Here is a 14,862-nt window from a genome sequence, read left to right on the forward strand (position 1 = left end):
TCAGTTAAAACCTATTTGAACACCCAATAAGAACGTACGCGGCTGTGGCATGGCAACACCCGCATCTAATCCTCTGCCCAGGATATCCGCCGGGTTACCGTCCGGGTTGGAAACTTCGGGATCGTATCCTTTGTATTTAGTGATGGTGAGCAGGTTTTGCGCGGCTACATACGCCCTGATGTTGCTGAATGTCTTACCGATAATATTGTCCGATTTTCCCAATGGCACGGTGTAACCGATCGTGAAGTTCCTGAGCCTCAGGTAATCGCCGTTCTCGATGTACCAGTCGGAAGGTACGAGATTAAGATTGCCGTTTTGCCCTGCCCTGGGGTTCACGCTCATGTCGCCTTCCTGCCGCCACCTGTCCTGCAGGTCTGTGGAAGCATTGTGCATGGTGGATTGTAAAGCGGAAAGGAAGATCTTGCTGGAACGGAACAGTTTCACGCCGCTGGTGCCGCTCCACACCATGTTCATGTCGAAGCCGGCATAGTTCATACCCATGTTGAAGCCATAGATGAATTTGGGAATGGGAGAGCCGATTATCACTTTATCCAGCTCGGATATAAAACCATCGCCGTTGACATCCCTGAATTTAAAATCCCCCGGTTTGGTGATCTTGTCGTAATACACGCCTCCGGGCGCTTTGGAATTTAAAGCTGTCAGTTCCTCCGCAGTTGAAATAACGCCTTCTACCTGGTAGCCGTAGAAAGATGCGATCGGGTCTCCCACGCGGGTGAGGGTAGTGGTGCTCAAAGGGGCATATTCAGTAGGCCAGTAGGAACCTGCTTTGATGATCTGGTCCGGCAATCCTTCACCGAGGCGGATCTTCTCAACCCTGTTCTTGTTGTAGCTGCCGTTGGCGCTGATGTTGAATTCAATGCCTTTGCCGATCGTGCCGTTGTAGCTGATCATGGCTTCAAAACCTGTATTGGTCACGTCTCCTGCATTATAATACATTTTGGCCTGCTCGTTATTGCCTGTCCAGCCGCTGTTCGGGAACATCACCTGGGTGAGCAGGTTCTTGCTGTGTTTTTTATACCAGTCGAAGCTCATGGTCAGTTTGTTATCCAGGAAGCCCAGGTCCAGGCCGATGTCCGTTTGATCGGTGGTTTCCCATACCAGCGGCAGAACGGAGTTCCGGATGGTTGCCGCGGCGCCGTTGGCATGGTCTTCCGTAATGCCGAAAGGATAGCTCAGGCTTCCGGTGGGGTTCGCTCCGTTCCATATGCTCACGATCGAGGCGGTTTGCGGCACCGCGTTGTTGCCGGTGCGGCCCCAGCTGGCCTTGAGCATACCGTTCGATAACCCAGGTACCGTTTTCAGGAAAGACTCCTCCGAAAAGCGCCATCCAAGCTGCGCAGCGGGGAATGTGGCCCAGTTCCTTTCAGGGTCGAGGTTGGAAGCGCCGTCCCTTCTTAAGCTTCCGGTTATAATATACCGTTCGTCGTACACGTAGCTGATCCTTCCGAAATAAGACAGCAGCGCCGGCCCGATGGGATAGGTTGACGCATCGATGGTTTTGTTCGGCGCCACGTATACGTTGGGAATGGAGTCGTGCAGGTAACCCGAACCCCTGACGGTTTCGGAAGTGCCGCGGCCTTCGTTGATATATGAATTACCCGCGGTAACGGACAGGCTGTGTACTGTATTGAATATTTTGTTGTAGCTGAAATAGTTTTCTATGGTATATTTCCCGCCTTCTGAAACGGATGCGTATCCTTCACGGCTTATATCTATGTTGTTGCCCGATTTATAGGCCTTCTGGTAATATTCACTCCGGCTGTTGCCTAATTGCGCGTTGAACTGGGAACGGAATTTCAATCCCGGCAATATTGTGATCTCTCCGTATAGCTGGGGGATGAACAGGAGGTTCTTTGATTTTGCCGCACGGGTTTCCCAAGCGGCTATGGGGTTGCCGATGCCGGAAAAGTCCGTGCCGTTGTTCAGTGTGGAATAACCGCCGAATACGCTGGGATCATATATGTTGTGATAATTGGGCATGTACAGGTAATCACGGATGGGGATCGTGTAACCTGAAGACCAGTCTGCCTTTACCAGGAAACTTTGGCCGAACGAGAACCGGCCCAGCGTTTGGGTCAGGGACAGGCGGTTGGTCCACCTTTTCAGTTCCACGCTGCCGGTAATGGCTTCCTGGTCTGTGAGCCCGGAAAAAAAGTGATAGGTGGACCTGTCGGAACCGCCGCTGATCGTAATATTCATATCGTAGCTGTTCGCGGTGTTGAATACCAGGTCGTTCCACACGGTGTTGTCCACTTTGTATTTGTCCGCATCAGGGCCGGTGAATTTAGAGGGTAATGCGCCGTTTTTCTGCACGGCGGCCCAATCTTTTAACAGGTCGAAATACTGGGAGGCGTTCATCATATCCATCGTTCTCCAGGCATTGGATATGCCGTATTGTGCATTGACCGTAACGCGCGGCTGGCCGGCCTTGCCTTTTTTGGTGGTAATGATCACCACGCCGTTGGCGCCGTTGGAGCCGTAGATGGCGGTGCTGCCGGCGTCTTTCAGGATGGTGATGTCTTCAATGTCCTGGGGCGGTATGGTGGCAAACATATCTCTCGTGGATTGTATGCCGTCTATCACATACAAAGGGTCTACCCGCGTGAATGAGCCGGTGCCGCGGATGATGATCTGCGGGGTGGCCCCGGGGGAACCGCTGCCTTGCAGCACCTGCACGCCGGCTGCTTTCCCGATCACCAGGGAAGCGGCATTCATCGCCGTATTGGCTCCTGCGCTCCGGGGATTGATGGAGACCACCGCGCCGGCAAGCTCTTTTCTTTTGGCCGTTCCGTAACCGATCACTACCACGTCATTCAGGTTGGTGGCTGAAAGCGATAGCTGTACATTGATCACAGGCTGGTTTCCGACGATTATTTCACGGGTGGTGAAGCCGGTATACGAAAATACCAGCACCTGGTTATTGTCGATGGTAATGGAATAGCTCCCGGAGGCATTGGTGGTAGTGCCTTTGTTCTGGCCTTTTATGCCTACACTGGCGTTTACCAGCGGTTCGCCGTCCGCGGTGGTGACTTTCCCCGTCACCGTTTTTGTTTGTGCAAAAAGGTGTAACGGCAGGCTGGTCAGGAAAAGGAAAAACATCCACCTGGTAATTCTGAAATTCTTCATGACTTGATGTTTAGTTGTTAGCATGTATGAGTGCGGTATCTGGTGAAATTGGCTGATGCGTTGCGGTATAGTTTCCGTTTCAAAAAAAGAAAAAAGTAAAAGAGAACGCCCGCTGTAAAGGGCGTTCTCTTTGTAAAAAAAGGCGTTATTGTTTCACGACTTTCATCGTTTTGTGTTGAGCGCCCTGCCTGATATTGATGTAATAGACCCCTGCTTTCAGCTGCTGGCCGACCTGGTATCTTACCCCGCTGTTTATTCTTCCGGAGTAGAGAACACCGCCGGCATTATCAACAATGATAAGTGTGGCAGGCATCTTCGATGAAGAGGTCATTTTTACGTTGAAGCCGGCAGCGGAAGGATTGGGATATACTTCCGTGGTAAAGTCGAGGTCATCGCTTTCGCCGCCTTTGATGATACCGGGCGCAGCGATCCTGCTTTGACCTCCAACCAGGCTTTCCTGGGATTCAGCCGGCGGAATGGTCCTCACTTCGACCGCAGCGATGGAACCGCTGTAAGGATCATACATTCCTGTTTTCGGATAGAAAGTCACCGTTATCAAACCTGCGCTGTTGGCCCTTGCCCTGATGGTGCGTATCACGGCTGTGTTCAGCTTATTGCCCGCAGCCTGATAGATATTGAAGTCTATAAGGCTGTCGAGCCCGTTGGTGGCTTTTACGGTGAATATCCTTTTATTCTTTTCCGCATCCTGCGGCTCAACAAAATGCAGGCGGATGGCATACACTGAATCGGCAGCGAGCCCGCGCAGGTAATAGCGCATCTGGGTGATATTGCTTTTGAATACGCGGATATACTCGTATACCTGCCGGGGAGCGGGATCGGTTACGTAAGACAGGTCTACGGGAGCATTCACCTGTTGCACCCATGTATAGCCAGCATGCCACAGCTTATCAGTGCCGGTCGGTCCTTCGGGAACATATTGCGCGAAGGTGGTGTTGGCGTACGGGCCGGGAGGATTGAGCGTGGTGCCTGCGTTGATCCCGTATACAGCCGATTTATTCGTCTTCAGGACCTCTATGCAGTAGTCGTCCAGCCATACAGTTCCAGGCCCTTCTTTAGCCACCCAGTAAGTGAGCCCGGTTGCGCCGTCAGGCACGATGATGGTATCCCTTACCTGCGCCCAGTTGTCCCGGTAAGCGGGCACCGTAGACAACACTTTTTGATAGCTGGCGTTACCTGTGGCAGCGCCCAGGCTGTCTATAAACCCGACGCCATACCCTGCCCACCAGGGATAGCCGTTGGCGGCATCTTTTTCCACCTTCACCCATTTGGTAAATACAATGATGCTGCCACCTCTTACGGGTATGGAACCCTGGATGTTCATGCCGGTCTTTGAGGTAGTGAAGCCCATTGTTACGGCTTTGTCGCCGGAGTGGCCTTTGCCGCTGACGGTGTACACAGCGCCGACGTACAGCGAGTCGCCCCGGTAAGTGACCCAGTTGATCAGATCGCTTTCGAAACCGTAGTTGGGTATGCCGCCGCAGGAGTCAAAGGGTACCACCGTTACGGGCAGCGTGGTGGAAACGCCTGATCCGTCCTGGGTAGCGGCGGTGATGGTAGCATTACCCTGTTTGATCGCAGTAATGATCCCCGCAGTGTCTACGGTGGCCACTGTTGCGTCGGAGGTGCTCCAGGAGAGCGTTTTAATGGAGGTGTTTGCCGGGGAGAAAGTGGATCTCATCAGCAATGTATCTCCCTTCCCGATGATGGCGGTGGATGGCTGCAACGTGAGCCCGGTGGCCAGTACATTGGCCACATGAACATTGGCCTGTGCAAAAATAGCCGGGTTTTCAGCGGATGCGGCTTTGATGATCACATCGCCCTGTTTGATGCCGGTGATGGTGCCGTTGGCGCTTACTTTAGCAAGCAGGGTGTCTGAAGACGTCCAAACCACCAGCTTGTTGCTGGCTTTCGCCGGTGCGATGGTGGCAGTCAGCTGGTTGGTCGATCCCACAAATACATCGGCCGAGGAAGCGCTCAGCGTTAAGGACTGAACGGGCACATAGATCACGTTGTAGGTCTTGGTCGCTGTAAAGCCGCTTTCCGCGGACGTTGCGGTGATCGTAACGGTTCCGGCGGATTTGCCGGTTACCACGCCGTTCAGGTCCACGGTAGCAACAGCCGGGTTGGAGGAAAGGTATGAAACGTTCCGGTTGGTGGCGTTCAGCGGCGTGGTGGTCAGCTTCAGGGTGTCTGTATGGCTTACATAAAGATTGCTGCTGTCTGACTGGATGCTGATCCCCTGCAGCGAAATGATACGCGCCTCGAGGGCGGATATGGAAGCGCTGTGGGGATCGTTTGCGGCGGTTTTGGGGTAGAACCAGACTTCGATAATGCCTGAGCTGTTCGTTTTCGCCTGAAGGGTGCGTGTTACAACGGTGTTCAGCTTATTGCCGGCGGCCTGGTAAACATTGAAGTTGATCAGGCTGTCGCCGTTGCTGGCCTTCATGCTAAAAATGCGGTTGTTTTTTTCTGCATCGCTGGGTTCTATGAAATGCAGGCGTACCGAGTAGGTAGCGTTGGGGATCAGGTTGCGCAAATAGTAACGCATCTGCGTAACGTTATTCCTGGAAACGCGCATGTATTCATACACCTGGCGGGGCGCAGGGTCCGTTACCTGGCTCAGGTCCACCGTGGCAGTGATGCGGGCATTCCCGGTGTATCCCGCATGCCAGGACCCGCCGGTACCGCCCGCTCCTTCAGGAACATACTGGGCGATGGTGGTATTCTGGTAAGGTGTTGGCGGGTTCGCTGTAGTTCCCGCATTGATCGCTGTTACGATGGTGGTGACGATCAGCTGCACGGTTCTGCTCGCGCCCCCATCTGCCGTTGTAACTGTAAGCGTGGTAGTGCCCAGCTTTAAACCCTTTACCACGCCGTTGGCGTCCACGCTTGCCACAGTGCCGTCAGCCACAGACCAGGTAAGGGTTTTATCAGTGGTGTTGGCGGGCACAACAGTGGCAACGATCTGCTTGGGCGTGTTCATGGTGCCATATACCGTACTGTCTATTGTAATGCCGGTTGAGATGGTCGGGGGAATGATGACCATCTGGTGCATATCCGTTTTTCCCCCATCGACGGATGTAACGGTGATCGTGACGGCACCTGTGTTGATGCCGCTCACTTTCCCGAACTGGTCCACTTTAGCTATAGTGGTGTCGGAAGAGCTCCAGGTAACGGCCGGGTTGGTGGGATAGGTGGGCGTCAGCTTCACGTTCAGCTTGGTGGTGTATCCTTTCACCAGTGTGTCTGAGGCGGGATTGAGAATTTCCACTGACTGAACGGGGCCGGCTACCGGGGTGCCGAAAAAGATGCCGTTCCCGTGGGCGGAAATAAACATTCTCCCTTTGTTGTCTGCCGTTATATTCGGCGCCACGCCCGGCAGCCTGTCTAAAATGGTAGTCCAGGTGCGTGCGGTATCGTCTGAACGGAAGGCGCCGTAGCTGATGCCATTGATAGGAAGGGCCTGGCTGGTCACGTACAGGACCAGGTGCGCATTGGCCGTCGTGTCAGACATGGCGGCCGCTACCCATTTGGGTTTAAAGTTTTCACCGCCTGCCTTGACGAATGTTCTGCCTGTATCCGTGGTATGGTAGAGGCCGCTGAATTGAGGAGATCCTTCATTGTGAAAGGCGATCCACACATCACCCGTTTTCCCGGGCGTTACCTCGATGTTGGAGGCAGTGGCATAAGACGAGCCGGTACTGGGATTGTTGCCTGCGTTGGCTTCAAGGCCTTCGGCATCTGTTTTATGGAATGATTTCCCGCCATCGGAACTTACGTAGAATGAGCCACGGTCCCAGATATAGAAATAATCGCCGTTCACTTTATCCGCTGCCAGGTGGTTTTGCCCGGGATACAGCATCCATTGCGGGCCTGCCGGTAAGATGCCGGAGGAAACGCCGGTGGATTTTGTCCAGTTAGCGCCCAGGTCTTCCGAATAGTACACGTTGCCGGGACTGTTACCATCCATTTGCGTCAGCCAGAGGATATTCCTGCGGTTAGCAGACACGGCTACACGCCCGCGTACGCCGGGCGATTTGGGGAAAAGGGTATAGGTATCGCCGCCATTGGTGGAATAACCCGCGCGCGACGCGCTGATCTCCGTGGTCGCCGGACCGTCGCAGCCAACGCGTACAACAAACTCGGGGTCAGTATACTGGAAAGCAACTCCCGTCATGTTAAATGCCGAGAAGATGTTGGTGAACAGCGCCGTGCTGGAAACTGCACCCTGGTTCAACGGCTCTGTAAGGGAACGGTGGTGGGCTCCGCCAACATCCGCGGTAGCGGAGAACAGCTGGTTCTTTCCGCTGGGAGGAGCCACCAGCGGACCTGTTACCATGATCTCTTCCAGGCCCACCACGCGGATCTTCCAGTCGGAAACGTCAGCGAAGATATTATCCGTGGAAAGGATATCCAGCAGGTCGTTGATCCACACTTTGTCCGGGTGGAAAGGATCCCAGGTATATGCGATAGGGTTGTGGCCGGGGGCGTTAAACGGTAAGCCGTCATTTTTCGAATGCGGCGCTTCCGTATTATCACGGGAGATCTTCCCCTGTGTGTAAGAGCCTGGTGCGCCGCCGTCCGTTGAAATAAAATAGGGGTCCTTTTGCCAGGTGCCACGGGTGCCTACAACGATGTAATTTGAATTGAAGGGGCTCACGGCAACTTTGGAGAAGAACCTGTCGGACTTATTCGGATCGGGGTCCGGCTCTAAAGTTACAGGAGAAACATTCTGCCAGCCGCCGTTCTTATACTTGTAGACGCCTTTTGGTAAATTCTCGGCCCCGGCAGATACGTACAGGGTACCATCCGCGTGGATCGTGGCCCGGTAAGGATACACAGGGCTGTTGCTCATCAGCGTGAAAGAAATCCCGCCATCTTCCGATACCAATACTCCTGTGCTCCTGCCGATATAGATCCGCCTGGTAACAGTCTGACTGTTTACGGAAACAGTGCCGGAGCTTTTGTCGAAAAGAATAAAAGAACAGGAGCCAGGCGTGGTGATGTCGCTTACCTGCGACCAGCTGCTGCCGGCATTTTGCGTTTTCAAGGCTCCATTCTGGTCTGTTACGACCCATACATGGTTGCTGTTGGCGGGGTCTACCTGTATGCGGTCGCCATACACCTGCGTGTTGTTCGGATGCACAACGATGGGAACATGCAGATCGGTCCAGGAGTCGCCCCTGTCGGTACTTTTCAGGATGGTGCCCACCTGGCTTGAACCTTTGCCGGGCCCGGGCCCGGCACTATTCTCTACCGTGGCATAGAGAATGTTGCCGGTGGCGTCGTTAGGATCTACGCCAATGCTGCCGCAACGCTGGTTAAATTCCCAGGTCCAGTAGTTGACCGGTATTTTTCCGAATAACATTAAATGCTCCCATTTTTGCAGGTCCTTGTTCCATCGGTAAGGAGTGCCTACGTCGGTGGTAATGAAATAAAGATCGGGGACCTTGGGATGCGCCACAAACGAAGGAAGGGCGCCGGATCCGCCTATCCTGACCTGGTTCCAGGTATACGTTTGCGCACGTACGCCCGGCGGGGCGGTAAGGTAGAGGATCATAATTAGTACGGAGTAGCAGATCTTTTTCATGGTGGAATTTTTTTGAGGGTTGCAAATTGTTGATAACCAAAAATATCCCCATGTACAGTGATATGACAGTATTTTTTTAGCTAAATCGCGTAATTTTTGTCCCGGGTCATTTGTCCTGGGGCGCAGGCTGCATCACGGTTTTGTTTTTCCTGATGATCCGCTTCAGCCTTTCCACGGATGCAACAGACCGGTACTTATCCGGAGGCGTATGCATGCAATAATCCAGCAAACGTTCTTCCGTGGTGGTAGCTACCCTCAACAGGGTATCCGAACATCCGTAGTAAATAAATATTGTTCCGTCGTCATCTTTGATCCAGCCATTCGAGAAAAGCACATTCGATACATCGCCCGTCCTTTCATCGCCTTCCGGCGCCATCACATATCCCGCCGGTTTGTAGATGATCCTTTGAGGATCACAGAGGTCCGTCATAAAACAATACAGCACATAACGGAGCCCCGCGGCGGTATCGCGCACCCCATGGGCCAGGTGCAGCCAGCCATAGGCCGTTTTGACCGGGGCGGGGCCCAGGCCGTTCTTCGCTTCGCTGATGGTGTGGTAAACACGTTTATCGATGATCTCTTCTTTATCCACACATGCATCCGTGATATCGTCGCAGCAGGCGAAGGCAATGCCGCCACCGTCCCCGGCTTCTATGAAACCATCCTGCGGCCGCGTATAAAATGCGTATTTCCCGTTCACGAACTCGGGATGGATCACTACGTTCCGCTGTTGGGATGAAGCGGTTACCAGGTTAGGCAACCGTTCCCATGTTTGAAGATCTTTTGTCCGGATGATGCCGCAGGCCGCGATCGCCGCGCTTTGATCGGCTTCGCAGGCAGCCTCGTCCCTCCGTTCGGAACAGAAAGTGCCGTAGATCCATCCGTCTTCGTGGCGGGTGAGCCGGATGTCATACACATTCGTTTCGGCGGGGTCAATGTCCGGTATATCGACCGGGTAGTCCCAGAATGTAAAATTATCGATGCCGTTGTCGCTTTCGGCAATGGCGAAGAACGATTTCCGGTCTGTGCCCTCTACTCTTGCCGCAACGAGATATTTATCCTCATACCTGATCGCGCCGGCATTGAACACGCTGTTGATCCCGAAGCGCTCCAGTAATAACGGGTTTTCTTTTATGTCCAGGTCGTATCGCCAGAAAACCGGTGTATGCGCCGGCGTGAGCACCGGGTTCTTATACCGCTGGATAACGCCGTTTGTAATTTCCACCGCCTCGTTCGGCTTCTGGATCAGCGCCCTGTATTGGCGCTCCAGCAGTTCTTTCCTTTCTGTAAAGTGGCCTTGCATTGATTGTTCGATTTTTGTATCAGTTTAATTTTCCAGTTTATCCCACCATGTTTTTTTAAGGATGAAGCCCAGCACGAGCAGCAGCGCCAATGCGGCAAACAATTCCATATTCATGCCCAGTACCAGGTACATCGGGAGAATGGTAAGGCATGTTTGCGCAACCGTGCCAATGGCTACATTGAACATATCCCTTTTAAATTCCCTGTTGGGCCTGAAAGAGGGGTTGTCTTCCAGGGCCTGTTCTTTCACCGGCCCCCACCATCCCCATGGCCTTACGCTGCAATAAAACTTTACCAGCGTATGCATATCCGTTGGCGGCGCGGAATAAGTACCGATCAGGCAGCCGGCCAGCGAAATGAGAAAAAGCACCGGGAACCAGTACAGGTATTCAACACCGGTGAACAACCTGGACATGACCAGCGCGCCGCATATGCCCGCTGCCATTCCATAATAAAAACCTTTTGCATTGAACCGCCACCAGTACCATTTTAAAATATTGGCCGCCGTATAACCTCCCCACAGGCCGGATACGATCCATTGCAGCAGGCTGTTCACGTCCCTGGCGAAAAAACCAATGAGGACGCCGATGGTTACCACCAGCAATCCGGCGAGGTAATTTACATAGGCCAGTTTTTTGGAGGCAGGCGCGGGATTGATATATTTCAGGTAAATATCGTTTACGATATAGGCCTGTGCCGCGTTCAATGTGCCCGAGAACGTTCCCATGAAGGCGCCCAGCAATGCAGTCAGCACTATGCCTAACAGGCCCGCGGGCACAAAATGGTTGATGACGCCGGGCAGTACTCTTTCAAAATCCACATTCCCGGAACCGTCAGTTAAAGGCAGGACGTTGAAGGCCGTCAGGCCCAGCACGGCTACACCCATTACCATCAGGTATCTCACGGGGAATAATACCACCGATACAAACCCGGCCATCTTGGCGGCTTCCACCGGGTTTTTGGCGGACAACGTTTTTTGCATGTCGTAATTCGGGGCGAAGCCGGCCAGGGAATTCAATACGCCTTTAAACAACATCATCGTGAAAAAGAGACCAAAAAGGGAGAACCCGTCTTCAGCTATTTTTTTGTTGGCGGCCGGCAAAATAGTTTGCCAATCAAGCCCCAGGTTCCAGCCAAAAAAAGGATCTTTCCACCCTTCCGGCACTAGCAGCGGGTGGTGTGCCAGGTGCTGCATGGCAATGACGCCGATCCCGATACACCCGATCACCATAAAGACATACTTGATAACATCGCCGAGCACGATGCTGTGCATCCCGCCGATCACGGTATAGAACACGGCGAACAATGTGAAGATGATGCCGTAAAAGTGACCGACATATTGCGCCGGCACAGTAAAGGGAAGCCAGGGCTGCACCAGCTGCCAGGGAACAAATATTTCAACGAACTTTCCCAGCCCGATGAAACCATAAGCCATGAATCCAAGACAGCTGATAATGGCAAAGACCACGATGATAGCATGTGAGCTTTTTGTGCCGGGGCCCGTGCTTCCAAACCTTGAAGCCAGCCATTCCGCTCCCGTGGTGGCATTGGAGCGGCGCAGCCACTTTGAAAGATATACGGCGTTGAATACCTGGTTAAAAACAGGCCAGAGCCAGGGTATCCAGATACTTTTCAGGCCATAGGTCATACATAAAGCCACCAGCCACATGGTGCCGCTGATATCGAACATATCGGAAGCATTGCTTAACCCCAGCATATACCATGGAATGGTCTTACCGCCTAACAGGTAGTTTTCCTTGCTTTGGCGGGCTTTTTTTCGCAGGAACCAGCCGATTAATATGATACTTATCAAGTAACATACAACGATGGAAACATCTAAGATGCTTAATTTCATAAGGTTAGCAATAAACGGGTACTGACAAAAATAATTTTATGCGCTCCGGCTTTCTAATACTTTTTTAGCTACACTCAATATTTTTTATATTGTGTTACGGGCCATGCAGCGGATTTTTTTTAACTTGTACATAACCCTCCCTATAATACATTCCACGATGAAAAAGCAAATAACCAAGGAAATCGTCCCGCTTACGCCTTATGATTGTTACACCGTGTTCAGAAGGGTGAAATCCGATTTTGATTTCCCGCTTCATTTTCATGAAGAATATGAGCTTAATTTTATTTACAACGCGGCCGGCGCGCAAAGGGTGATAGGAGACCATATGGAAGAGATCGGGGAGTGGGAACTGGTCCTGGTGGGCTCAAACCTGCAGCACGCCTGGTTTATGCACAATTGTTCAAGCAAACGTATCCAGGAGATCACGGTACAGTTCCATAAGGACTTGTTTGATGATAACTTTATGCGGCGGAACCAGTTTTCGATGATTAAAAACCTGCTGGACAGGTCTGCGCGGGGCATTTTGTTTTCACAGGAAACTGCTATGAATTTAAACAAAAGAATTGAAAGCCTGATATCGCTGACGGGTTTTGATTCGATGCTGGAGCTTTTATCCATTTTGAACGACCTGTCGCTTTCGCGGAATATGCGCGTACTTTCCGCCTCGGGAGGCAGCAATACGCTGCAGCCGTATACTTTCCACAGCCGGCGGATCGAAAAGGCGATCAATTATATGAAGGAGAACTTTCGTAACCCCATAAGGCTGTCGGATGTATCAAAAGCGGCGAGCATGTCTGAAGTGGCCTTCAGCCGTTTTTTCAAACAAAAGACCGGTTCCAATTTTATCGACAGCCTGACGGACATCCGGATAGGCCATGCATGCCGCATGCTGATCGATACCACGCATTCCGTCACTGAAATAGCCTACGGTTGCGGGTTCAATAACATATCCAATTTCAACAGGATCTTCCGGAAAAAGAAAGGATATACGCCGAAGCAATTCCGCTCACAGTACCTGGAGAACGGCGTGAGCGCGTTTTTTTAGGTGCAGCCGGTTGATTTATTTCATCAGCCTGTTTTCCTTATTCACGATCCCTTAACCTTTTGATAATATTCCCCGAATACCTTTGCGGGTACACGCAAAAGGGCTCATGACAGCAGGCATTCAAAACGACATCCTATTATGGCAGCAGGTGAAACAGGGCGACCGTCCCGCTTTTGACCAGCTGTACCACCGTTATGCCGGTCCCATTTTTGCGATGGTGTACAAGCATATCCGCAACCGTGCAGATGCGGAGGATATTATCCAGGAAGTCTTTTTGAGCATGTGGGAGAAGCGGATGGCGATCGATATTCAGCATTCCCTTTTTAATTACCTGTACAGCACGGCGCGTAACAGGACGCTGCGGCATATCAAGCTAAATGGCTCCCGTCCTGAAAGCCTGGACCTCTTCCGGGAACTGCTTGACGAACACGGCCTGGCGGAGACTTCCCACGAAACGCATTCCCGCGCCAGGATGCGGGAGATAGAATCGTCCATAGCCGGGGAGATAGCGGGGCTACCTGAGCAGATGAAAAAAGTATACCTGATGAACAGCGACGGTGGTATGAGCATCCCGGAAATAGCCGGGCTGCTGCAGATCTCCCCTCATACCGTCAGGAACCATATCGCCAAAGTCCGCAAACGCCTGCGCCGGATCGTATCGCGGCTGGCTTCTTTGTTTTCTGTTTTCCCTGCCTTGCTGCTCTTTCTCGTCACGGTCCTCCTGCCCTGAACGCCCCGTCAATATTACCAAATCGTTAAGCCCGGTTTTTGAAGTAGTCGGCTCCCGGCTTTTTTGCTCTATCTCCTGGAGGGGCTGCTTACCTTTTATTGACAGGCCCCGCTCACAAAGAGACAATATGCAAACAGAACAACGTTTCAGGGAACTGCTGGACCGGTACCTGGCCGGTACCTGCACACCCGTTGAAAAAGCCGTTATCGAAGAATGGTTTGAAAGAGGGGGCGACATGGGCAAAGCGGACCTTCATCTTGACGCAGCCGAATTATCCCGCCTGCTGGCCAATATTCACCAACTGCAGGATGCGGAAGATATCCGGTCCGTTAAGCCTTCAGGGCGGAGGCTGTGGCCTGGCGGCTGGCGTGCTGCTGCATTATGGACAGGCCTGTTGATCACGGCGGGTATCGGCATATGGAAGTCCGGCCAGATAAAAAAGATATTCAATACAAAACAGTCCCCAGTTGCTTTTACAACCATCAGCACGGGTAAAGGAGAAATAAAGCAGGTGGTGCTGCCGGACAGTTCCGTGGTGCTGCTCAATGCCGGTTCAGTATTGCGTTATCATCCTGATTTCATCTCCCGCCGCGAGTTGCACCTTTCGGGAGAAGCATTGTTTACAGTGACCCGCGACGAGGCGCATCCTTTTACGGTGCTGGCCGCGGACAGCCTGTCTACCACGGTGCTGGGCACACAATTCAATATCAATAGCTACGATAAAGGTGAAGAGGTACGGATCACGGTAGTATCCGGGAAAGTATCGGTAGCGAGGCCGGGCAATTCATTGAGTACCCTCACCCGGGCGCAGGCCATCAGCTACCACAGGGCCGGCGGTAAATTCACCATTTTCAGCGATATAGCCACCGAAAGCCTGACCAGCTGGGCGAAGGGGGAATGGGAATATGAAAATGCAAGGTTCAGCGACATGGCTCTCCTGCTGCAGAACCAGTATGGCATCACGCTGGTCTCCCGGCGCGACCGGAAGGAGCTGCAAACGCAGGTGAGCGTCAATTTTAACAGGAAACAGTCCGCCCGCGAGATCATGGACGTGTTCTGCAGCCTGGCCGGATGCAGGTTCCGGGAAGTATCGCCCGTGGAAATAGAGATCTACTGACCGCTATAAAAGCAAAAGCCCTGCTAGGAACAGGGCCGATGCCATTTTTTCATTG

7 protein-coding genes are annotated in these 14,862 nt (G+C 52.6%); 3 read left to right on the plus strand and 4 right to left on the minus strand.

Annotated features, from left to right (window positions below; translation table 11 throughout):
- The 4 genes from ACTJIK_RS06730 to ACTJIK_RS06745 form a co-directional block, all read right to left on the minus strand.
- A complete protein-coding gene (locus ACTJIK_RS06730; RefSeq protein WP_440645590.1) occupies window positions 1-3,147 on the minus strand; it encodes a SusC/RagA family TonB-linked outer membrane protein in 3,147 nt (1,048 codons plus the stop codon).
- 145 nt (window positions 3,148-3,292) lie between these two features.
- Window positions 3,293-8,758 (minus strand): Ig-like domain-containing protein, encoded by a 5,466-nt coding sequence (locus tag ACTJIK_RS06735; protein WP_440645591.1) that lies wholly within the window; start codon window positions 8,756-8,758, stop codon window positions 3,293-3,295.
- A 106-nt stretch (window positions 8,759-8,864) separates the two neighbouring features.
- Complete coding sequence (locus ACTJIK_RS06740; protein WP_440645592.1) at window positions 8,865-10,061, minus strand: glycoside hydrolase family 130 protein; 1,197 nt, start codon at window positions 10,059-10,061, stop codon at window positions 8,865-8,867.
- A 24-nt stretch (window positions 10,062-10,085) separates the two neighbouring features.
- The gene (locus ACTJIK_RS06745) at window positions 10,086-11,915 is read right to left on the minus strand and encodes a sodium:solute symporter family protein (protein ID WP_440645593.1); all 1,830 of its coding nucleotides are present in this window, start codon (window positions 11,913-11,915) and stop codon (window positions 10,086-10,088) included.
- Between the two features lie 157 nt (window positions 11,916-12,072).
- Here ACTJIK_RS06745 and ACTJIK_RS06750 point away from each other — a divergent pair, with 157 nt between their 5' ends.
- The 3 genes from ACTJIK_RS06750 to ACTJIK_RS06760 all read left to right on the plus strand — a co-directional run bounded on the left by ACTJIK_RS06750 (window position 12,073) and on the right by ACTJIK_RS06760 (window position 14,807).
- Entirely contained in the window at window positions 12,073-12,960 is an 888-nt protein-coding gene (locus tag ACTJIK_RS06750) for a helix-turn-helix domain-containing protein (RefSeq protein ID WP_440645594.1), read from the plus strand.
- A gap of 106 nt (window positions 12,961-13,066) precedes the next feature.
- Window positions 13,067-13,690 (plus strand): RNA polymerase sigma factor, encoded by a 624-nt coding sequence (locus ACTJIK_RS06755; RefSeq protein WP_440645595.1) that lies wholly within the window; start codon window positions 13,067-13,069, stop codon window positions 13,688-13,690.
- Between the two features lie 127 nt (window positions 13,691-13,817).
- Complete coding sequence (locus ACTJIK_RS06760) at window positions 13,818-14,807, plus strand: FecR family protein (protein WP_440645596.1); 990 nt, start codon at window positions 13,818-13,820, stop codon at window positions 14,805-14,807.
- Window positions 14,808-14,862 lie beyond the last annotated feature (55 nt).

This window comes from Chitinophaga sp. 22620, from assembly GCF_052044405.1.
Taxonomy (GTDB): Bacteria; Bacteroidota; Bacteroidia; order Chitinophagales; family Chitinophagaceae; genus Chitinophaga.

Coding starts and splice junctions, on each gene's coding strand:
- ACTJIK_RS06755 (WP_440645595.1), top strand. CDS start 13,067: ATGACAGCAGGCATTCAAAACGACATCCTATTATGGCAGCAGGTGAAA.
- ACTJIK_RS06740 (WP_440645592.1), bottom strand. CDS start 10,061: ATGCAAGGCCACTTTACAGAAAGGAAAGAACTGCTGGAGCGCCAATAC.
- ACTJIK_RS06735 (WP_440645591.1), bottom strand. CDS start 8,758: ATGAAAAAGATCTGCTACTCCGTACTAATTATGATCCTCTACCTTACC.
- ACTJIK_RS06750 (WP_440645594.1), top strand. CDS start 12,073: ATGAAAAAGCAAATAACCAAGGAAATCGTCCCGCTTACGCCTTATGAT.
- ACTJIK_RS06745 (WP_440645593.1), bottom strand. CDS start 11,915: ATGAAATTAAGCATCTTAGATGTTTCCATCGTTGTATGTTACTTGATA.
- ACTJIK_RS06760 (WP_440645596.1), top strand. CDS start 13,818: ATGCAAACAGAACAACGTTTCAGGGAACTGCTGGACCGGTACCTGGCC.
- ACTJIK_RS06730 (WP_440645590.1), bottom strand. CDS start 3,147: ATGAAGAATTTCAGAATTACCAGGTGGATGTTTTTCCTTTTCCTGACC.